Annotated in this window: 20 protein-coding genes; 10 read left to right on the plus strand and 10 right to left on the minus strand. The window is 41.2% G+C overall.

What is annotated here, in order from left to right; genetic code table 11:
• Window positions 1–93 precede the first annotated feature (93 nt).
• A complete protein-coding gene (locus tag CDZ87_RS13790) occupies window positions 94–2,241 on the plus strand; it encodes an AsmA family protein (protein ID WP_100754071.1) in 2,148 nt (715 codons plus the stop codon).
• Window positions 2,242–2,350: 109 nt separating this feature from the next.
• Here the strand turns inward: CDZ87_RS13790 and cobO are convergent, their stop codons facing one another.
• Window positions 2,351–2,956, minus strand: a complete 606-nt coding sequence (gene cobO, locus CDZ87_RS13795) for a cob(I)yrinic acid a,c-diamide adenosyltransferase (RefSeq protein ID WP_100754072.1) — start codon at window positions 2,954–2,956, stop codon at window positions 2,351–2,353.
• Window positions 2,957–3,086: 130 nt separating this feature from the next.
• On the opposite strand from cobO, the gene CDZ87_RS13800 reads away from it, so the two are divergent.
• A complete protein-coding gene (locus tag CDZ87_RS13800; protein WP_172953589.1) occupies window positions 3,087–3,539 on the plus strand; it encodes a low molecular weight protein-tyrosine-phosphatase in 453 nt (150 codons plus the stop codon).
• Window positions 3,540–3,583: 44 nt separating this feature from the next.
• On the opposite strand, the gene CDZ87_RS13805 is transcribed toward CDZ87_RS13800, so the two are convergent.
• The 3 genes from CDZ87_RS13805 to sodB all read right to left on the minus strand — a co-directional run bounded on the left by CDZ87_RS13805 (window position 3,584) and on the right by sodB (window position 5,727).
• Window positions 3,584–4,246 carry an SDR family oxidoreductase gene (locus tag CDZ87_RS13805; protein WP_100754073.1) on the minus strand — a complete coding sequence of 221 codons (663 nt, stop codon included), beginning with the start codon at window positions 4,244–4,246 and terminating at the stop codon, window positions 3,584–3,586.
• A gap of 259 nt (window positions 4,247–4,505) precedes the next feature.
• The gene (locus CDZ87_RS13810; protein ID WP_100754074.1) at window positions 4,506–5,009 is read right to left on the minus strand and encodes a VC2046/SO_2500 family protein; all 504 of its coding nucleotides are present in this window, start codon (window positions 5,007–5,009) and stop codon (window positions 4,506–4,508) included.
• A gap of 133 nt (window positions 5,010–5,142) precedes the next feature.
• Window positions 5,143–5,727: a superoxide dismutase [Fe] gene (gene sodB, locus CDZ87_RS13815; RefSeq protein ID WP_038172980.1), complete on the minus strand. Its 585-nt coding sequence runs from the start codon at window positions 5,725–5,727 to the stop codon at window positions 5,143–5,145.
• Window positions 5,728–6,028: 301 nt separating this feature from the next.
• Here sodB and CDZ87_RS13820 point away from each other — a divergent pair, with 301 nt between their 5' ends.
• Together CDZ87_RS13820 and CDZ87_RS13825 are read left to right on the plus strand one after the other, a co-directional pair.
• On the plus strand, window positions 6,029–6,364 hold the full coding sequence (locus CDZ87_RS13820) for a Grx4 family monothiol glutaredoxin (RefSeq protein WP_038172979.1): 336 nt from the start codon (window positions 6,029–6,031) through the stop codon (window positions 6,362–6,364).
• Between the two features lie 85 nt (window positions 6,365–6,449).
• Window positions 6,450–8,408: a DNA topoisomerase III gene (locus CDZ87_RS13825; protein WP_100754075.1), complete on the plus strand. Its 1,959-nt coding sequence runs from the start codon at window positions 6,450–6,452 to the stop codon at window positions 8,406–8,408.
• Here the strand turns inward: CDZ87_RS13825 and CDZ87_RS13830 are convergent.
• On the minus strand, window positions 8,405–9,391 hold the full coding sequence (locus CDZ87_RS13830; protein WP_100754076.1) for a DUF3080 domain-containing protein: 987 nt from the start codon (window positions 9,389–9,391) through the stop codon (window positions 8,405–8,407). The genes CDZ87_RS13825 and CDZ87_RS13830 overlap by 4 nt on opposite strands.
• Window positions 9,392–9,604: 213 nt before the next feature.
• Between CDZ87_RS13830 and CDZ87_RS13835 the strand changes: the two genes are divergently transcribed.
• The 4 genes from CDZ87_RS13835 to CDZ87_RS13850 all read left to right on the plus strand — a co-directional run bounded on the left by CDZ87_RS13835 (window position 9,605) and on the right by CDZ87_RS13850 (window position 13,420).
• Window positions 9,605–10,525, plus strand: coding sequence for a histone deacetylase family protein (locus CDZ87_RS13835; RefSeq protein ID WP_100754077.1), 921 nt, complete (start codon window positions 9,605–9,607; stop codon window positions 10,523–10,525).
• Between the two features lie 434 nt (window positions 10,526–10,959).
• Window positions 10,960–11,211: a helix-turn-helix domain-containing protein gene (locus tag CDZ87_RS13840; RefSeq protein ID WP_058965064.1), complete on the plus strand. Its 252-nt coding sequence runs from the start codon at window positions 10,960–10,962 to the stop codon at window positions 11,209–11,211.
• A gap of 118 nt (window positions 11,212–11,329) precedes the next feature.
• A complete protein-coding gene (locus CDZ87_RS13845; protein ID WP_058965065.1) occupies window positions 11,330–13,192 on the plus strand; it encodes a hypothetical protein in 1,863 nt (620 codons plus the stop codon).
• A 33-nt stretch (window positions 13,193–13,225) separates the two neighbouring features.
• Window positions 13,226–13,420, plus strand: coding sequence for an AbrB/MazE/SpoVT family DNA-binding domain-containing protein (locus CDZ87_RS13850; protein WP_100754078.1), 195 nt, complete (start codon window positions 13,226–13,228; stop codon window positions 13,418–13,420).
• 10 nt (window positions 13,421–13,430) lie between these two features.
• Here the strand turns inward: CDZ87_RS13850 and abiEi are convergent, their stop codons facing one another.
• The 5 genes from abiEi to CDZ87_RS13875 form a co-directional block, all read right to left on the minus strand.
• The gene (abiEi, locus tag CDZ87_RS13855) at window positions 13,431–13,958 is read right to left on the minus strand and encodes a type IV toxin-antitoxin system AbiEi family antitoxin (protein WP_100754079.1); all 528 of its coding nucleotides are present in this window, start codon (window positions 13,956–13,958) and stop codon (window positions 13,431–13,433) included.
• Between the two features lie 46 nt (window positions 13,959–14,004).
• Window positions 14,005–15,006, minus strand: coding sequence for a hypothetical protein (locus CDZ87_RS13860; protein ID WP_100754080.1), 1,002 nt, complete (start codon window positions 15,004–15,006; stop codon window positions 14,005–14,007).
• Between the two features lie 70 nt (window positions 15,007–15,076).
• Window positions 15,077–16,594 carry a hypothetical protein gene (locus CDZ87_RS13865; RefSeq protein WP_000848752.1) on the minus strand — a complete coding sequence of 506 codons (1,518 nt, stop codon included), beginning with the start codon at window positions 16,592–16,594 and terminating at the stop codon, window positions 15,077–15,079.
• A 97-nt stretch (window positions 16,595–16,691) separates the two neighbouring features.
• Window positions 16,692–17,792, minus strand: a complete 1,101-nt coding sequence (locus CDZ87_RS13870) for a tyrosine-type recombinase/integrase (RefSeq protein ID WP_100754081.1) — start codon at window positions 17,790–17,792, stop codon at window positions 16,692–16,694.
• Window positions 17,793–18,100: 308 nt separating this feature from the next.
• A complete protein-coding gene (locus CDZ87_RS13875; RefSeq protein WP_001084862.1) occupies window positions 18,101–18,340 on the minus strand; it encodes a helix-turn-helix domain-containing protein in 240 nt (79 codons plus the stop codon).
• Between the two features lie 224 nt (window positions 18,341–18,564).
• On the opposite strand from CDZ87_RS13875, the gene CDZ87_RS13880 reads away from it, so the two are divergent.
• Both CDZ87_RS13880 and CDZ87_RS13885 read left to right on the plus strand, forming a co-directional pair.
• Window positions 18,565–19,185 (plus strand): hypothetical protein, encoded by a 621-nt coding sequence (locus CDZ87_RS13880; protein WP_100754082.1) that lies wholly within the window; start codon window positions 18,565–18,567, stop codon window positions 19,183–19,185.
• 149 nt (window positions 19,186–19,334) lie between these two features.
• On the plus strand, window positions 19,335–19,628 hold the full coding sequence (locus CDZ87_RS13885; protein ID WP_100754083.1) for a hypothetical protein: 294 nt from the start codon (window positions 19,335–19,337) through the stop codon (window positions 19,626–19,628).
• The last annotated feature ends 403 nt before the right edge of the window (window positions 19,629–20,031 follow it).

Consider the following 20,031-nt stretch of genomic DNA (forward strand, 5'->3'; position numbering starts at 1 on the left):
CTTTCTTTTTATGGTCGTCAGATAATCGCGATGATCATTGGTACTTGGAGCGGACTTAACCCTTGAGTCTCTCACCAAGCAAGGATAACGCTGATGAAGAAATTTTTCCTAATACTAGCAATTCCGGTAATTGCTATCCTTGGTGCGCTAGTCGCACTGGTTATGTTGGTCAACCCTAATCAATTTAGACCGTTAATAGTCGAACAAGCAAAAACTCACACAGGCCTAGACCTTGTGATTGAAGGCAATATCAGTTGGCAGTTTTTTCCGTCGATTGGTTTTGAATTAGGCCAAACGGCGCTACGCAACCCGCAAGGTTTCGACAAACTGAACATGTTTAAGGTCGATAGCGTTGGTATTGATGTGTCGGTTATGCCGCTGTTTAGTCAGCAGCTTGAAATTGGTAACATCACGCTAGATGGTGCGGCATTTTCACTTGAGACGCTCAAAGATGGTCGCAAGAACATCGATGTACTTACCAAGGCGCAGAGTGCGCAAGCTGAGTCTGTTTCTGGCGCGGCGACCTCTTCACCTGAAACTTCAGAGCCGATAGCAGCAGAATCTGCTGGACCATCAGCATGGACAATCAACCTTGCTGGTGTAACGGTATCCAATGCTTCGGTTGAAATCGTCGATAAGCAAGCAGGGAGCCTAACTAAGCTTTACGATGTGTCGTTAAATTTATCTGAATTTGCCGTTGATACTTGGACAAAAATTGACTTTGCCGCCAAAGGTGAAGCCAATCAGCAGCAGTTCACCGCTCAAGGTGATGGCGAATTTAAACTCGCTCCAGGTTTCAAACAGTACGCGTTACGCAACATCAATCTCGAGACCACGTTCAGCGATCCTGCAACGCAAATCGACAGTGCAAACATCGGCTTAGAGACGTTTGAGTTTGATAAAGCCAATGCGCTGACTTATGCAGTTAAAGGTAACGCAGCCGGGTTAGATATTGATATGCAAGGCTCTGCGTCATTCACGGTTGACCAAGCGATGAGCAAGGTGGTAATGAATAAGCTTACCCTTGATGCTACCTTCCAAGGCGATAGTTTACCTCAGTCACCGATGAACGTGGATATGGCCTCGGATCTGACGTTTGATCTCACCAAGAGTCATTTAAGCTTTGTGCTTGAAAAGCTGACCGCTAATGCGCTCGCGTTTGATGGTAAAGCCGATGTGACGTTGGCTGACATTCCCAAAATCCGTTTTGCGCTGCATAGCCCAGATATAGATTTAGATGCGTTCTTGGTTTCTGCACCAGCGGGCGAAGAGAAATCTGCCACTCCAGCGCCACAGAATTCGCAGACATCTACCTCTTCTACTGAACCCGCGAAGCAACCGACGAAAGAGGTTGAACCCGATCTATCAGCACTGAAAACATTAGATGTTAAAGGTGATATTGCCATTGATAACTTCAAAGCCAGCAACGCGCGTATGCAAAACGTCAAAGCAAGCTTTGAAGTCAACCGTGGTGTTGCGGAATTAACTTCATTTACGTCTAATCTGTATCAAGGTTCGATTAACGCCACTGCTCGTCTTGATGCGCGCCAATCACCAGCGTCTTACACGGCGATAAAGCGTATTAAAGGCGTTAAAGTTCAACCGTTGCTGATGGATGTTAGCGGAAATGATACGCTAGAAGGTACGGGCAACATTGATATCGATGTGCGAGGAAGGAGCCTAACTCCGACAGGGATCAAACAGAATTTGTTGGGGACCATAGTGATTAATTTTGCTGATGGTGCGGTTAATGACATTAACATTGCGCAGCTAATTCGTGAAAATTACGCGAAAATTAAAGGCGAGCAAGTACCTGTCAGTGACAACGTACAAAAAACCGATTTCAGTGCGATGAAGGCGACCTTGACGCTCAATAAAGGCAATGTTTCGACCGACAACCTTACCATGCAGTCACCGCTATTGCGTATTCGTGGTGATGGCAGTGCTAACTATTTGGATGAGACCGTTGATTTTACTGTCAGTACTTCGATTGTTGGCTCACTGGAAGGTCAAGGTGGCAAAGACATTGACGAGCTGAAAGATGTGACGATTCCTATCAACATCTCAGGAGCATGGACAGAGCCTAAATTTAAATTGGTTTTTGATGAAGTCTTGAAGCAGAAAGCAGCAAAAGAGATCGATCGTGGACTGAAAAAACTCGATGAGAAACTTGGCGACAAAATCAAAGATGAAAAGACTAAGGAAGCGGTGAACAGTTTAATCAAAGGCTTGTTTAACTAAATCTACTTGCTGTTAGTTTTTATTGGTCAAAAGCAGTGCTACTCATAACGAATGCACTGCTTTTTTATTGTCAGTGACTGGATTATTGCCAATGACAGTTGATGGTCAGTTACCAGTCGACGCCTTTCAGTGCTTTGACACCAGACTCAAAGGCGTGCTTAACGTTTTTCACTTCTGAAACCGTATCGGCCATTTCGATTAAAGTGCGATGTGCGCCGCGGCCGGTAATCACCACTGACTGCATTTTCGGTCGATTGTTAAGCGCTTCAACCACTTCATCTAAATCAATGTAACCGTAGCTCACCATGTAAGTCAGCTCATCAAATAGCACCACGTCGATAGCATCGTCTTGGAGCATGCGCTTACACTCTTGCCACACTCGTTGTGCAGCGTCTGTATCGGCGGCTTTGTTTTGCGTCTCCCAAGTGAAACCTGTCGCCATCACTTGAAACTCCACGCCGAGTTTTTCGAGTAGGTTGCGCTCACCATTGTCCCACGTGCCTTTGATAAACTGAGCAACCGCAGCGTTTAAGCCATGGCCAACCGCTCTTGCTATAGTGCCAAAACCAGATGTCGATTTACCTTTACCATTACCGGTGATGATCAGCAGGAGGCCTTTCTCTTCTTGCGCCGCTGCCACTTTAGCATCGACTTGCTCTTTGACTTTTTGCTGACGAGCTTTGTGACGAACTTCTTTATTGGTTTCAGACGTCATGGGAAATCCTTTTTTATTTAATCAAACTGTGGCTATGATAGCCTAATCAGCGAGATGCAAATACCTATGATTTTTATGGGAAAGTGGCGATTTTTATGGGGAATTGACGTCAATGGCAATTAGGAGCACGATGAGTAAGAAAATTTTAGTGGTGTGTATGGGCAATATTTGTCGCTCACCGACCGGAGAAGCTATTTTACGTGCGAAATCGCAACAAATGGGTGTTGATGTCGACATTGATTCGGCAGGCACAATTGGCTATCACCAAGGAAATCGACCGGATCCACGTGCGAAAGCGGCAGGAGAAAAGCGTGGTTATTCGTTCAACGGGATTCGTGCTCGTAAAGTTATCGACAGTGATTTTGAGCGATTTGACCTGATTTTAGCTGCGGATGAAGACAACCTTGCCGATCTTAAGATGCAGTGTCCTAGCCATTTACAACACAAACTCAGGTTATTTCTTAGCTATGCTGACTCAGACTATGAGGAAATTCCTGACCCTTACTACGGCGGTGACAGGGGGTTTGAGTTAGTCATAGATTTGATCGAAGAAGCATCAGAACAGATTTTACGCTCTTTATAAATTCTCCCCTCGTTATCAACTCAGGTTCATTGATTCAATCAACCTTAAGCTGCCATTACTCTGCCACTAAAGTAGTCGTTTGAAACAATATATTCGGTGTTACGAATCAGTTCATCTTGAATTTCTGCCCAATGCGAATCGTGATGTTGGGCAGCAGGCACGACACCACCAACGCGAATATTAAACGGAGTAAGCTCCTTTGCCCAGCTTTGGGTAAAGCCCGCTACCATAGATGTTGCATTGTCAAAACCAGACAGATCTTGATAGTCGGCATAAGCGATGACATTGACGATGACGCCATTTTTTTTCTCTTGGCACATTCTTTCTGCGGTTGCTTGACCAAAAGTAAATAGGGTGGCAGCCATTAAAGAGAGTCGCTGGGTGAAAAGATCACTGGCGCGCTGATCAAAAATATTGGGCATCGCTTCTGCGGTTAGTGCATTGATCAAGACGTCGGGTGAGCGTTTGACATTTTTATCTATGAACGAGAAGAGAGCCTGAATGGAGGCAAGCGAATGGTCGTTAAGAGTGAACTGAAATACTTGATCTGAGATGGTGCTACATTGTTGATAAGTCTGCGATAGTTGCGGTGTTTTTTTATCACACAGGATGACGGTTGCGCCGAGTGAAACAAAATGTTGCGCTAATGTGCTACCGATTTGAGAACCAGCTGAAGTGACTAATATTACAGCAGTTTTTATATCCATGGGCTTAAACCCCTTACAAGCAGTGAGTGAATAATTGCGTTTGTATAGCATGGTTGATTAACTGTTGTTTGGTTGTGAATAAGGTCAAATAACCTTGTGAGTGAGTCAGGTTATTTACGATTATTTGGCGTCATTCACACTCTACGAGTAAACGGTTTTATCAGTTCAACAAATGAGACGATTGAACTGTGATCTTATCGATCCTTTGCAGATTTAATACCACTGTTAGTGATCGATAGACTATCGATAGGGGCAGAGACTAAGCTTGAGCCTGAAGCTGGAAGGTACGCTGTGCTTTAATCAGTTGATGATAAAGATCAATCGGTATTAACTTTTTCGGTTCCTGTTCCGCTAGCATTCTGCGGTGATGACCGGATAGGTTGTGATAAACCTCTTCAGGAAGATCATGCGTCTCTTCTGGAAGGTACGCTAACGCATCGGGCTTGAGGTAGTGGCATAGTTTAGCGCTAGGAAGGCCAGCACTATGGAACAACTCGGCTTGCTGTGCAGACTGCTGATATGAACCTTGATCAGAACGCAGTGATTGAGGCATTTGCAACTCAAAGCGTTTACGCAACGCTTGTTCACTTGAGTCGACCTGTTCGAGTTTTTCAATTGGCGTGTTATCGCGCACATCATCAGAGAACATCGACAAAATTAAAGCAAAGTCAGCACGACGACCTTCATGCACGGCATGGTTTATTCCCGTACCGAATTGAAGCTCATTAATAATGGCGGCTTTGTCTAATGTATGAATGTGCATAGTGTCTCTCTTTTGATGCCCTTATAACGACTAACTTGAGAGAAACTTTAGAAAAATCAGTATTCGAACCAATAAAAAAGCCAGCGAATGCTAGCTTTTTAAGCGACTAAATTTTAAATCCTAGGGGAGAGGATTATTTTGCTAGGTTTTCTGCAACGAAGTCCCAGTTAACCAATGCCCAGAAACCGTTCATGTAATCTGGACGAACGTTACGGTAATCGATGTAGTATGCGTGTTCCCATAGATCAACAGTAAGAAGTGGTGTTGTCCCTTCTTCTGTCAGAGGCGTTGCAGCGTTAGACGTGTTAACGATCTCTAGAGATCCGTCTGCTTTTTTCACAAGCCAAGTCCAAGAAGAACCAAAGTTATTGATTGCTGAATCAGTGAACTTTGCTTTGAACTCTTCGAAAGAACCGAATGCCGCGTTGATTGCTTCTGCAACTGCGCCTGTTGGCTCACCACCTGCGTTTGGCGCTAGACAGTGCCAGTAGAAAGTGTGGTTCCAAATTTGAGCTGCGTTATTGAATACGCCACCGGTAGAAGTCTTGATGATCTCTTCTAGAGATTTACCTTCGAACTCAGTACCAGGGATAAGACCGTTTAGCTTAACAACGTAAGTGTTGTGGTGCTTACCATGGTGGAAATCTAGCGTTTCCGCTGAAATATGTGGTTCTAGTGCATCTTTTGCGTAAGGAAGAGCTGGTAGTTCAAATGCCATTACTCGATTCTCCATTTATGTGAAAGAGTGACCTCTTTCGATTGCTTCCAGTGTTATTTATTATTCATGGTCAATCTAAGTTGCCATGAACGATTTGCTACTTGCGGTATAGTTTAGCAAGTTTTTACTTTATTAAAAGCATCGCTGACAAATTTCTATATGAAATTTCTTTATTAGTCAGTGTTGATGGATCTCAAAATTGCTTAAGCTTGCAAGACCATACACATAATAGGCTTTTTATTCTGTGCTAATGGTTTAGAATGGCCGACAAATTTGCAAAAACTTCATTTAAGAGGAAGCAATGGAAACTATCGATAAAATTAAACAGCAAATCGCAGAGAACACGATCCTTCTTTACATGAAAGGTTCGCCAAAACTTCCAAGCTGTGGTTTCTCTTCTCAAGCAGCTCAGGCGCTGATGGCATGTGGTGAAAAATTTGCTTACGTTGACATCTTGCAAAACCCTGATATTCGCGCAGAACTTCCTGCTTATGCCCAGTGGCCGACATTCCCTCAATTATGGATTGAAGGTGAATTAGTTGGTGGTTGTGACATCATCATTGAGATGTTCCAAAAAGGCGAACTGCAGTCTTTGATCAAAGAAGCCGCTGAGCGTAACCCGTCAGAAGACCAATAATACTGGTTAAATTTACAGTTTTTCTTGATTTATAAGGGCCACATTCGATAATGTGGCCCTTATTGTATCTGGCTATTTGTACTGTATGTCTCGTCTTTTTATTGCCGAAAAACCCAGCCTTGGCCGCGCGATTGCTGCGGCTCTCCCTGGACCAAAAAAAAATGACCAAGGTTTTATCCGTTGTGGTAACGGTGATGTGGTTACTTGGTGTATTGGTCATTTGCTTGAGCAAGTCGAGCCAGATGTTTATGACGATCGTTATAAAAAGTGGAATCTCGCCGATTTACCGATTGTCCCTGAGGTCTGGCAATTAAGACCGAGAAAGTCGGCCAACAAGCAACTCTCTGTCGTGCGTAAATTGCTTAAGGAGTCGAGTCAGATCATTCATGCTGGCGATCCAGACCGCGAGGGGCAGTTGCTGGTTGATGAAGTCCTCGACTACTGCAAAGTGACTAAAAGTAAAAAACAAGCGGCGCAACGTTTACTTATCAGTGACTTAAACTTACCAGCCGTGAAACGTGCGTTGAATCAAATGCGCAGCAATCGTGACTTTATCCCTTTGTCTGTTTCTGCTTTGGCGCGTTCGCGAGCTGACTGGTTGTATGGGATGAATATGTCACGAGCTTATACACTGCTTGGCCAAAAGGCGGGCTACCAAGGTGTATTGTCGGTCGGGCGTGTACAAACGCCGGTACTCGGTTTAGTTGTGCGTCGTGACGAAGAGATAGAGAATTTCTCTCCACGTGACTATTTTACCTTGCATGCGTTGATCCCTTATCAAGACGATGCGCGTCAATTTGATATCCGCGCCCGCTGGAAGCCTAGCGAAGCCTGCAAGCCTTGGCAAGATGAAGAAGGGCGAGTCCTTAATCGCAAGTTAGTCGAGAATGTTGCCAATCGTATTGTCAATCAACCAGCTACCGTGGTGGAGTCAGAGCAAAAACAAACCAAGCAAGCCGCGCCACTGCCCTATTCGTTATCAACACTGCAGATAGATTGTGCTAAGCGCTTTGCAATGAGTGCGCAGCAAGTGTTAGATACCTGTCAGTCGTTGTATGAAAAACATAAACTGATCACCTACCCACGTTCTGATTGTCGTTATCTGCCGCTGGAGCATTTAGCTCAGGCAAGTAGTGTTTGTGATGCGATCGGTAATAATGCCAAAGAGCTTGCGCAAGCGGTGCAGGGGGCGAACCTCTCACTTAAGTCGAAAGCGTGGAATGATAAAAAGGTCGATGCGCACCATGCCATTATTCCAACCCCCAAGAAAGCGTCAATGAATGCGCTTTCTGGCAATGAAATGAAAGTTTATCAACAAATTGCGCGACAATATTTGATGCAATTCTACCCTGCAGCAGTGTATGCAGAGGCGAAGTTAGTGTTTGACATTGCGGGTGGCAGTTTTGTTGCCAAAGGTCGACAATTGGTCTCTGCTGGTTGGAAAGCGTTGCTGGGTAAAATTGATGATGAGGACGCCAATGTCGATAGCGTACCAGCCTTGACTGAAGGATGCGTGCTCACTTGCCGTGAGGGTGAGATCAAAGATTGTAAAACCGAGCCACCAAAACACTTTACCGAAGCCACTTTGCTTCAGGCGATGACAGGTATCGGTCGTTTTGTTGCAGATAAAGAGCTAAAAAAGATCCTCAAAGAGACCGATGGACTTGGTACCGAAGCCACTCGAGCGGGCATTCTCGATACCTTGTTTAAACGCCAACTTCTTCAACGACAAGGTAAAGCGATCCTTAGCAGCGCGGCAGGACGAGGATTGATTCATGCCTTACCTGCAGAATCGACCTATCCAGATATGACGGCCAACTGGGAGCATCAGCTGCAAGGGATGGCGGAGCGCAATCAAGCGTATCAGCCCTTTATGCAGGCACTGCAAACCCGTATCGATGGTTTGATGTCCCAAGTGAAATCGGGGGAGATTCCACAATCACTGCGGCACCTGCCTAAGGTTGAACGCCCTGCCTACAAGAAGCGAAGTAAAGGCGGTTATCGTAAAAAACCAACAGCAAAGAAAGGTACTAACACGCGCTAACCTACTTGGCGTCCGCAGCGTTTAAATAATTGTTGCCAGTAATTAACGTGATCACGGATCGCGCGGCGAAATTGGTTGTGATTGTTTACCAGTGGATAAACGTACGGGTGAAGTTCGGGTTGAGGTTCAAACAGCGTTAATACTGGATTAAGGATCTGATAGTAACTATCGAGCTGCGCCATATACGGTTGAATAACGCCAACGTATTGTTGTTCGAAGACATTATTTAGATATTTGAATTTAGTGGCATCACGTTGCGCGCTACAGATGATTGTTTCATCAAAGGTATTGAGTTGACGGGTGACGGTATCAAGTTGATGCGTCGCATTGACCAATGAAAAGTCCAGATTGCCTATAACAGCACTCTTTTCTAACGTTTCCTGCACTTGTTGGATTTGGTATGGCTCGCCACTGAAAGCGCGTTGAATATACTCAAGTGCTTGGCCGACTTGTTGCACTTGCGGCGTCAATGCTTTCTCTAGCCAGTGATTACCGGAAAGCTGATGTTGCATGGCCTCACTGGTATAAAGTAGGTTCCATTGATGAGCATTAAGTTGAGCTTGTTTGTGGTTTTCAATTTCCGCCAATTTTTGTTTTAGTTGTGCATCGATGATATCGTTCGCCTGGCACTGGACAAGACCCTCCAACAGTTGTCGTTGGTAGTCATAACGGTGAAACTCATCGGCAACTTTACCCAGTACTGAATTGCGTTCGGCTATAAGGTTAAACAGCCCACACTGGCGCAGCTGGTAGCTATCTAACAGGCCAATCGATAGCGGTTCTATATCGATGAAGAGCTCTCGCTTACGTGGCAAGTGAGCTAACGGGGTTGGCGTCATGGTGACTTTTTCAACATTCTGAACGCGGGCAACTCGGCTCAAGTAATCTTGGTACCAGTCGCTTGGATTATCAGACCAGCATCCATTGAGTGTTAGGATCAATAGCGGCATTAATAAAGCATTAAGTCTTGTTGATTTACTCATGAACGCCATCCTTTTGGCTAAGGTGAAATTATGAGTATGACAACGTCAAGCTATTGTCTGCAAGTAAACGTCATCGATTTCGTGAGTACGCTGTGCTTGAGGTCAGAGCGATACTATGAACTGATGATACCGATTTGTTATAAACGAGTGGGCTGCTTATTGTTAACGGGGTTATGATATTCTTCCACTTATTGTCCATTTTCCACTAATGCCATGATTGCTCTTATTTATCACCCTATCTACTCACAGCTCCCGTTGCCCGACGGCCATCGTTATCCGATTAACAAATATCGCCTGTTATACCAAGCCGTAGAGCAACGTCGAGAGAGTCAACCGTTGTGGGACATGGCATTTCGTCTGGTTCAACCTTATCCGCTAACGGCAACAGAAGTAGCACAAACTCATAGTCCTTATTATGTGCAAGCGCTAATCAGTGGAGAACTGCCAGCAGCCAAAATGCGTCGGATAGGGTTTCCTTGGAGTGAAGCACTTATTGAGCGCACGCTCACCTCAGCAGGAGGAACTTGTGAAACTGTACTGCAAGCACTAGAGCACGGAGCGGCCATTCACTTAAGCGGCGGTTATCACCATGCCCACTACGACTTCGGTAGTGGATTTTGCTTATTTAACGACTTGGTCTTGGCGGCTAAGCATGCACTGGATCAACCGGGAGTGGATAAGGTATTGATCATCGACAGTGATGTGCATCATGGTGATGGGACCGCTACACTATGTAGTGAGGCGGCAGACATCGTAACCTTATCTTTTCATTGTGATAAGAACTTTCCTGCCAGAAAGCCTGACTCTGATTTAGACGTTGCGCTGAGTCGAGAAACTCAAGATGACGAGTTTTTAAGTGCGTTTACAAGTGTTGTCACAATGGCCATGAATCTTCATCAACCCGATGTAGTGATTTACGATGCTGGGGTTGATATTCACCAAGATGATGAGCTTGGTTACCTTGATATCTCTACCGCAGCCATTTATCAACGCGATCACTTTATGCTTGCGCTCGCCAAGGAGATGCAGATACCGATTGCCTGTGTCGTGGGGGGAGGGTATCGAACCGATCATCAACAACTAGTGCCGATACATATGCAGTTATTAGAGGCTGCGTTCCGTGTTTATGGATAACACGTGTTTTTATGGATAACACTAGAGAGGCAAGCGGTCATCTTCAACAGTAATGCTCGTGAGGCTTGGTGAGATGTAGATATGAAAAAAGCCCTGATAAATCAGAGCTTTTTTCATTTAAAATTGGCGGAGAGATAGGGATTTGAACCCTATCTCTTTGAAAACCTATATTTATCAAGCTCTTGATTTTATTAGCTTTCTTCGATTATCAATCAAATGTCGCGTTGACAGTTGTGAATCACATTTAGTATACAAAAACAGCTTAACTTAGCAAGTGAATCAAGCAGATAACGCGATAAAATTTTGTAGACAAAGATAACTAAAGGACGATGGTTGTGATTTCAGGCATTGTATAACTCAATAAACTTTAACCCCTTGGGGGCATAAATATAGTATTATCCCCCCAAGGGGTTAAAAATGTTATGGAGAATAAGATGTTGATTACTAGTCCCAGACAGTTGGGCATATACCTAAGAGATGTGCGCCGAACTCAAAAACGCAATCAAACTTTAGTTGGTGACATTGTAGGCTTGAAACAAACCACGGTGTCAAAACTGGAACGAGATCCAGCTTCGTCAAGCATCGAGAGTTTAATGCGCCTACTGTCTTCTCTTAACCTTGAGCTACATATTGAAGAGAAGAGCATAAGCAGAGAGCAAGGCAAGGTTGATCCTGACGATTGGTAAATCGTCTAAATAGACTTTATCTGTATAAGTCAAACCGATAACATCGTTGAATATTAGTGCTTTGGGGATGTACTGAATGACTTATTGCGAAGTGTTAGGCCAAAGGAGAAGTTGAAAAATGTACAACCGTTTACATGATTTTGATTCCGAGATCGACTCTATCGTTTATGATTACGAGCGATTTGTTATGCATACAAGCCATTTACCTCATTTGGGATTGTATCACAAAGATAATTTTCTGTTCTGTGTAATAGATGGTATTGACCCAATAGAAGCGAAAACACATGCGAAAAATTACGACGAGCGTTATCGAACTATTTGTAATCCCTCTCCATTAATTGTTCCTAAAATTGAAGATGATTTTAAAAAAATTCATTTCCGAGATGCATGGAAGAAAATTAATGACCATGGACACCCTTACACACATCCTGAAATAGAGAATGAGCTATATCTGAAACTTCCTAAAAAGTTTCATCCGTTTATCTTTGACTATAAAATGGATACTGGCAACTTTATACTAGAATTAGAGTTCACTCCGACATTAGATGAGATCAGTGAATTAGAATTATTGTTATCAGATTTAGGCTTAGATAATTATAAGTTAATTGTGGTAAAAAATACTGAAATTAGAGAACAACTAGAGATAAAAAGGAGAGAGCAAGGAAAGCTTTCGACCATTCTCAAACATGATCCCCATGCACTTATCTTGAAGGCTAGTGGACTTCTAGGGAATAACATACCTAGACTAGTATTGGAGAAGTACGAAGAAGATCAAGATTTTTGGGTTGATCATAAAATGGAAATTTTTCGAGAAATTGATTTTAATAAAAAAGATATCACTCAATTAAAAAATTTTGACATAAAGGGCTCTTGCTTTGTCGATGCTACATTTCATGATAGAAATAATCTGAGGACTTATATAGCATTATATAAAACTGTAATTATTGCTCTTCCACAAAATACACGAGAAAAACGTCAAACATTTTTTGAAATGTTCAATATTACAGAGTTTGAGATGAAAATATTAATCAAAAATGGAAGAATTAAATTTTCAATCCTTGATAACTTAAATTTGTACTCTTTGGAATTAATTGATTCAATTCTAGAGGTTGACCCGAGTGCTATTATTTTTCCAAGAAGCATTGCTGCATCTTGTTTAATAAGCATGAGGGAAAGAACTGGCTTACTTGGATATTCTTATACTACTGATGAACAATTTCGTTTTTTAAATGCACTCCATAACTCAAATAATAGACATGAGCGTTTGGCAAACGCACTTTCTGATTCATGGTATGGAATGGAGTCTTTGGTTAATCAGAATGGTTTAGCGTTAATCGGCCATATTGGTGTTGGAGGTTTGTTAAGCCGTATGCATTTTGACTCGGATGACTCTCTTGCTTTTTATAGCGCTAGCTATGAGATTGCACAAGGTTTAGGTGCACATTACTTTCCATTTGAAAGTTCTAATGAGCCTAGATATATAAAGGCTTCCGAAATTGTTAGTTCGGTTTACCATGGGGTTGATAAGAACTCTGCTGTAGTGAGAGAAAGTCGTCTGAACTCTTTATTAAACAGTGTTTATACCGTTGATAATGATATGAATATTTTGGATTTGGACAGGATTTTTTCACATAAGGAGATCCCTTATGCCTCTGATATTCTTCAGAACTGGTCTAGCTTAACGCAAGATGAAATTGACCATAAACTACTTAAGTTACGAGAAGATATTAGTAAATTAGAGAGTAATCAGAGACGTATTTCTTCTCTTGATTTCAGTGGTTTTATTGGCGGTATAGCTGCATATGCAACAGATAAACCCGCTGTCAGCCTACTAGTGTGGGGGCTTTTGGTTACGAGCAATTATTTGAAATTGACTCAAGCTGAAACTGAAGCTTTTACCCGCTTAGCTGCTTTAAATAACCGAGTTGATAGAGACGTTGTTTTAATAAAGAACTCCCGTGATAAATTGGCAACAAAATGATAACCACCTGTTTCTAAAGTCTTTTAAGGAATAATGCAAAACAAACCAGAAGCAGACGTGAATGAGCTTCTAGAAGACCATTATGAAAAAGCTTTTCTAAGTCTGTTAGATAAAGAAATTGATGAAAACAGCCCAAACCTTGTAATAGCGACGCCTGAACATAAGCAGGAATTGGACGAGATAGTTGGTGATTACAAAATTGATCTCAACGGAGAACTCAGTAACTAACATACTCAACTCAGTAAATCTCATTGCATAGCATATGAGTATTTCTACCGACGCGTTTTAAGTCTCGAATCGCCGCTGATTCCCTTGCGATTCTTAATGGTCTATCGTAAAGAATCGTATTGTTCAGGATGTCAATGTCACTACGTTCAGTATGTGTAAACTCGATAACACCATATGGCGTTTTAAAAGTCCCTTTTCTTCCCGTTGTCATCACTGTCAAACGATCAATTGGGATTTGAGAAATGACACCATACTCTGAAAGAGCGGATTCAAGTGAGATGTAGTTATATTCACCACGTCTAAGGCTTTTCGCAACATATTCAATGGTATCACCGCCTTTATGACGACTTAAAGCAAAAACATAAACTCCTCTGCATGCTCGCTCTAGCACTCCAAATTTGATCAAACGCGATAAGCTCTGCTTAAAAGCTTCGGCACTGTCATCAAAAAACACTCGCCGTAGATTACCTTTGGTATAGACATAAATTCCCTGCCTATCGAATTTGTACAATCTTTGTAAGGCGGTCTTAATGTCCATGCTAGCGATCCAATTAAATCAACATTAAAGATAACAATAGCATACCTTATTGTTCACTTAATGGCTTATTGAGAGAATCACTTTTCTCTCCTCTTTGTGAAAGCTGCTGCTCAAGCTTTTGGTTTCTGGTGTTCAGATCGGTTATCGTCTCTTGAGACTGACGTAAACTGTTTTCCAATAATTTATTGTTAACTGAAAGCGCTTGATGCTCAGCTTGTACCTTTCGAAGAAGTTTGTCTGATTCCGCAAGTGCTGTTTGTGTTGACTTGAGATCAGCCAGTGTTTCGTTCAGTTTCTGGGCTGTATGTTCATAACGTTCTACTTGTTCTGACAGTTTCGACTCATATTTTTTTGCTTCATTACGTGAATATTCAAGCTGTACCGTTTGCGCAGCAAAACCTTTCTCAATTTTTGCTAAGCTAGCCTTTAGCTCATTGATAGTCTCATGATGACTGTCTAGCTTTTCCGTTGTATGTTTTAGAGAGTTTGTAAGCTGGTTGTTCGTCTTGATTAGATCAGATTGCTGATGCCTAGACTCCATAAGCAATTCGTCTATGTGTTCAATTTTTTCTTCGAGTGATTCATTCAGTTCGATTTGCTTTAATAGTCGAACTTCCATTTCAGCACACGTATTTTCTGCCATAGCTTGAGCTTTGATTGCTAAGTCAGTTTTTGTATCGAATTCGTGAATACGAGCATTCATCAAGTTTTCATAATGTTGATGAACTTGGCAATTTAAGGATGTGGTAATGCGCTGAATTATCTTGCAAATTTCTTGCTCAGACTGGGCTAGTAGATTTTGAACCTCAATGGGTAATTCATAAGAAGCGATTACAGAATTTTCTGTAGCAGCAGTATTTTGCTCTTTACGCGTCGTATCAATTTCACCAGAGTCGATTAGTCGTTCCAAATCTCGCTTGATAGTTGATAATTTTCCGCGCCCCAACTGTTCTTTGATACGCCACGTGGATACTTCATCTCCTTGGCTTAAAATTTCTTGCACTATTTTAATAAGATCTTGATCTGTATAAGATTTAGGCCTAGCCATTATCATCACCATTATTATTGTTATTATCAAGGTTTGTTAAGTAAGTAACTTACTTACTAACTTACTAACTTTACTTATCGAGTTGCTGTGTTTCACGATCAGCCATTTTGTTTGGTTCCAAATCGACGGATTTCAACAGTATTTTGGCTCTTGTTTGCATGTGTGGCGGGAGCATGAGCATTTCTTTCATTGTCGTATCTAAAAAGGATTCCACCATCTTTTGTTGCCCTGATTGCTGGGCTTTTAACCCGAGGAATACCTGCTGACAGAATCTGCTAAGAGGTTCAATAATTCCATCCTTCAACGAGTCTAAAACTCGTTCAAGTTTGCGTCTCTCAGTTCGAAGTTCAGTTATTGTTTGATGTTGAATCGTTAACTCTTGGTCATTTTGCTCTTTTTGATCTTCTTGCATCATCAATTCACCTTGCACGATGCTTTGCTGCATGATGGTTTCGTCTAATAACTGTTTTTGTATTTGTGTCTGCTGCTCAAGCTCAGTCAGTTTGGCTTGTTGAGCTTCAATTAAGCGGTTCTGAAAGTTATACGTTCTCTCTTCTTTTGGGAGTTTCGACTCTCTGTTCATTTGCTTCCTCTGCTGAGAGCGGCGCTCACTTTCAGGAGCCAGCTCCGCATGAAGGCCTTTACAATGAAATAAATGCTTGTTAGCAAAATCAAAAACTAGTCGTTGGAAGTATTCGCCAAACTGCTTGTTTTGAGATCTGTTTAGTTTTCCGCCTTTAGGAAGCAATTCGATTTTTGGATGTCGGTCTTGGATATAACTGTTCACCACAGCAATCTGTGCTTTCAGTAGATCAAACTCGCCAGTCACTGAGTTTTGCGCTGAAAGAAAGTAATGTGTATGTGCTCCCGTATCTTCATCTACTAATCTTTCATCGTCGTGGGCGACAACAAAAAAAATCGGATACTCTGGAAAGTGATGCTTCAAGAAAAACTCAGTAAAGTGAATATACTCTTCCGTGGTGATTAATTTATTGCTCACCCCCCATTTTGCTGGAATTTTAAAAATTCCTTCTTGTACATACAGGTTATTGGCATTTGGAAAGGAAACCAGCTGATTGTGTGCGTCTAGGTACTTTTCCAGCATCTTGATACGTTGCGCTTTATATGTCATCGGAAGCAGCTTAAATCGCGAAATTTTTCTGTATGAACAGCGACCTTCTGTATTTAAAATGTCATTAAGAAACTCAGCAGCTTTATCATTCCCAGCTTTTAACAAGGAAGCAATAGCCTTCTTGATTTTGTGTTTATGGCTGGTGCGTTGACTTTGTAACTTCTTATGCATATGAAGTTTTGGAGCGGGTGCCACTTGATATAGTAAGCTCCACTTTTCTTCATGCCTCCACTGGTCTAAACGGGTGATGTTCCCGTTCACATATATTTTGTTGAAAGGCAATAACTCAGGTAACCATTGTATTGAAGTTTTTGTTTCAAATGGTTCGAAATTTCCATCTTCAGTTATGCGATGAGTGATACGAAGCGAATGCCTTAATGATGCCTCACAAGCTCTTCGGTCATCTTGTCTTGATGTATAGTTTACTCTGCTATGATAATGATGAATTGTCTTCATACCCGACCTCCGAAAGGTCGAGTAAACAACTGTAATAGAAAGCCAACTGGTCGTTGTATTTGTATTGCACTTTTACAATACGTGTTATTAAGAGTGCTCATCGCGCACTCTCCATAACGCTTTCTTGTTGCTGAGGTGCTTGAAATTTTTGCGATGCATCCAATGCAAGCTTAGTTGCAAAAGGCAGCTTTACGTCACTGTCTGGTATGAGTAACCCAAAAGAGTCTTGTAAATGCCGAGCAGCTTGTAATGAACAATCAGAGGAGTCTTCACGGATCCACTTTCCGTAGTGACGATCAATCATTTTGGTGTCACTATGCCCCATCTGCTGGGCTAACCACTCCTTGTTGATGCCAGCTGTTAGGCATTGAGATGCAAATGTGTGACGTAGCTGGCCAACTCCGCGATGTCTCACACCAGAAGCAATGAGATAGTTTTTGAAAAAACGCTCAGTGAACTCTTTAGCATCTGTGAACGGTTGATTCGTTTTAGTATTCACGAAGATGAAGTTAAGAGATTCTTGTTTTAATGTTTTATTATCGCGTTGCAAAACATTCACGGTTTTACTTCGACGTTTTCCCATGAGTTTTAGCTGTGATTTCAAAATAGAAATAGCAAGCGGGTTTAGATCGACATCGCGCACCGAATCTGTTGTTTTCGGGCATTTATAAACATCAAGTACACAAGCACGACGAACATAAAGTTTTTTGTTTTTCCAATCGACATCGTCCCAGCACAAGGCGATAAGTTCGCTAATACGAAGACCTGTTAGGATATCCAATGCTGTTGCATTTTTTACTTGCGGGCACACATCGTTGCAATTCGATAGTCGAGCGATTTCTATCTTGGTGAAGGGATCGGGTTCTGTTTTTTCTACCAATAAGTTCTTTATGTTTTCCATGGGATTATGATCGATGGTCTGATCCGCTAAACCTGTAGAAAAAACAAAGCGTAGGATAGTTAAGTGCTCATTAATAGTTTTATTTTTTAAGTGTGAATGCCAACCTGCAATCGTCATTCGAAGAGTACTATGCTTGATAGAACGTAAGTCATCTTTACCAAAAATTTTACGTAATCTGTTGATCCGAGGTTGTTCCCCATTTTTTGTGGATTTAACTTTGCGATACTCGCCATCCGCAATAAAAATGTCTAGATAGTGACCGAAGCTTTGAGTGCTGCTCATTGTTTTTACTGTCATAATTATTTCTCTTTTTCGATTTTTGATTGATTCGAAATGGAAATTACGACCAAGATAAAAATTTGTCAAACGCACAAGCCACTGAAAAATAACAATAAATTATTTACTCTGACCTTGTTTATATATAATAAGAAACAAGCGATGTTAAATTTGAGATAATTTATCAAGCGGATAAGGAGATGGAGTTTCTGGATTTACGGAAGCGAAATTTTTTTCGTAAAAATGAACTGTTTGAACAAAATTTAACCAACACCGCAAAGGTGGCTAATTGGGGATTGATAGTTCAGAGAAGTTAAAAGGTGATTTCATCAGCTGATGTCATCAAAAAAAACATTGACGCTGACATCAAGAACCACAGCCAGATTGTGTAAGATTTCATCCGTCACACGTATCATGCCCGTCTCAATTTTTGCCAATTTACTACGAGTCATATCGATTCCGCGTAATGTCGCAATACGCTCTACATCCTGTTGAGACAACCCTTTGCCTAAGCGGGCTTTTTTTATATTTTCACCCGTGATGTTCTTTGATTTTGTGATCGAGTTCATGGTAGTTAATGCACCTATATGGGTGCATTGAACTATCTCAGATAGTACTATACCCATGTGCACCCAAATGGGTGCACATGAACTTTAATAGCATTTATCAAAATGATATCCGCTTCGATATCTATCAACTAATGGATTGAGATAGTTGTGTAACAACGAGAACCCATAGGACAAGGTGTTCGTATCTATCTCATTTATTTTAGAAAAATAGTAAGTAGGTTTAAATGGAACTCGCCATCAATCATTCAAAGGTAAGATCAGGAAATGGAAAAGCGAAATACTTTGTTCGTACAGGCGAAGTCATCTCGTCTAATCTTGAATCCACAACACATACCTATTCTGATACAACCGTAACAGGTAGATCGTACATAACCAGTAGAACTAAAAAGAAAACGGTATTTTGGCTTAGATTTGAGAACGGACAGGAAAGAAAGTATGTACTCAATAGTGATGTAGATATTCTGTCAGGTCAAAAAATAAGCTTACTGTATTTGGAAGGGAAGAAATCAACTTGCTTGGTTGGTATCGCGAATCATACCGCAGGTGAATACATTCCATACTTTAGTAGAGCAGAGTTCCGTAAAGTGTTTAAACCCAACAGAGAAAATATGACATTGCTCGCTAGCGTTGGTTTAGTGGGTAGTGTCGCCCTTTATCACTCTGAGGTCTTGAAGCATGATCTAAACATCGCCGAATGGCTGGTCGGCGGATTCTTCTATGCCATGGGTATCTTTTTTGTGTCTGGTTTAGTGTTTCTATTTATTGCATTAATTCAAACTATTTTAGACTTTGATTATTATTTATTTAAGAAAGAAGTTAAAAATAACTTAAATAAAATCCTTTAATGACTTAATTAAAAGGCATTGTTATTAATGGCGTGCCTTTTAATTATTTAATTCCTCACTAAATAAAAATAATATCTTTACAAATCAATTATTACTTGGTAAATATAGACATAAGCCAATTAGGCCAAACTTAATTAAGGAAAGTTAATATGAAGAATGTAATGATTAAATTTAAGAATAGTCGTAAATCAAGTTATGTTATTGAAAGAGACATCTTAAAAGACAAAGCCGAAAAATTCCAAATTAAACACAGTAATATTTCTGATGAAGAAGCGTTGCGTAGAGCGAATCAGATGCATTCTGAACATAAAGATAAGCCTGTATATCATGTGGCGAATAATTACTCAGGAAGTGAGAAGGTTAAGAAAGAGAACCGTGTTCCAGGTTTATATGGTTGCAACCGCTATAAGTCAAAGAAACCAGAAGTATTTAATATTTTATGATTTAACGTTTCACCACCATAGTTAATTCATTATTTAAGTCTCTGGTTTATGGGGAAACTATAAGAAAAAATAAAACCCCAGCTTTAAACTAGGGTTATATTAATATAATCAACAACTAATGACGATATATAATCGTTAAAGGCCATTCTGCAAGATGAACTCTCTTAATAACTTGTTAAGTTCAATATTGATTTTTGGAAGCGATAAACTGTGGCCTAGTTTATCTTCTAAGTAATTTTTTGCTTTTGACTTATCGACAGTTGCTTTTAGTGCGTCAAAACGTCCGTAATCGTTCAAATTAGCGGCTGTAATTTGCCCTGTCATAAGCTTTTTAAGTAGGGTTCCATCTCAGGGTGACCGCATGAGTGTCTATATTTTCACCACATTATTAAAACCAGCACTT

Source organism: Vibrio salilacus, from assembly GCF_002811245.1.
Taxonomy (GTDB): domain Bacteria; phylum Pseudomonadota; class Gammaproteobacteria; order Enterobacterales; family Vibrionaceae; genus Vibrio; species Vibrio salilacus.

Coding starts and splice junctions, on each gene's coding strand:
- CDZ87_RS13790 (WP_100754071.1), top strand. CDS start 94: ATGAAGAAATTTTTCCTAATACTAGCAATTCCGGTAATTGCTATCCTT.
- cobO (WP_100754072.1), bottom strand. CDS start 2,956: ATGACGTCTGAAACCAATAAAGAAGTTCGTCACAAAGCTCGTCAGCAA.
- CDZ87_RS13800 (WP_172953589.1), top strand. CDS start 3,087: ATGAGTAAGAAAATTTTAGTGGTGTGTATGGGCAATATTTGTCGCTCA.
- CDZ87_RS13805 (WP_100754073.1), bottom strand. CDS start 4,246: ATGGATATAAAAACTGCTGTAATATTAGTCACTTCAGCTGGTTCTCAA.
- CDZ87_RS13810 (WP_100754074.1), bottom strand. CDS start 5,009: ATGCACATTCATACATTAGACAAAGCCGCCATTATTAATGAGCTTCAA.
- sodB (WP_038172980.1), bottom strand. CDS start 5,727: ATGGCATTTGAACTACCAGCTCTTCCTTACGCAAAAGATGCACTAGAA.
- CDZ87_RS13820 (WP_038172979.1), top strand. CDS start 6,029: ATGGAAACTATCGATAAAATTAAACAGCAAATCGCAGAGAACACGATC.
- CDZ87_RS13825 (WP_100754075.1), top strand. CDS start 6,450: ATGTCTCGTCTTTTTATTGCCGAAAAACCCAGCCTTGGCCGCGCGATT.
- CDZ87_RS13830 (WP_100754076.1), bottom strand. CDS start 9,391: ATGAGTAAATCAACAAGACTTAATGCTTTATTAATGCCGCTATTGATC.
- CDZ87_RS13835 (WP_100754077.1), top strand. CDS start 9,605: ATGATTGCTCTTATTTATCACCCTATCTACTCACAGCTCCCGTTGCCC.
- CDZ87_RS13840 (WP_058965064.1), top strand. CDS start 10,960: ATGTTGATTACTAGTCCCAGACAGTTGGGCATATACCTAAGAGATGTG.
- CDZ87_RS13845 (WP_058965065.1), top strand. CDS start 11,330: ATGTACAACCGTTTACATGATTTTGATTCCGAGATCGACTCTATCGTT.
- CDZ87_RS13850 (WP_100754078.1), top strand. CDS start 13,226: ATGCAAAACAAACCAGAAGCAGACGTGAATGAGCTTCTAGAAGACCAT.
- abiEi (WP_100754079.1), bottom strand. CDS start 13,958: ATGGACATTAAGACCGCCTTACAAAGATTGTACAAATTCGATAGGCAG.
- CDZ87_RS13860 (WP_100754080.1), bottom strand. CDS start 15,006: ATGGCTAGGCCTAAATCTTATACAGATCAAGATCTTATTAAAATAGTG.
- CDZ87_RS13865 (WP_000848752.1), bottom strand. CDS start 16,594: ATGAAGACAATTCATCATTATCATAGCAGAGTAAACTATACATCAAGA.
- CDZ87_RS13870 (WP_100754081.1), bottom strand. CDS start 17,792: ATGACAGTAAAAACAATGAGCAGCACTCAAAGCTTCGGTCACTATCTA.
- CDZ87_RS13875 (WP_001084862.1), bottom strand. CDS start 18,340: ATGAACTCGATCACAAAATCAAAGAACATCACGGGTGAAAATATAAAA.
- CDZ87_RS13880 (WP_100754082.1), top strand. CDS start 18,565: ATGGAACTCGCCATCAATCATTCAAAGGTAAGATCAGGAAATGGAAAA.
- CDZ87_RS13885 (WP_100754083.1), top strand. CDS start 19,335: ATGAAGAATGTAATGATTAAATTTAAGAATAGTCGTAAATCAAGTTAT.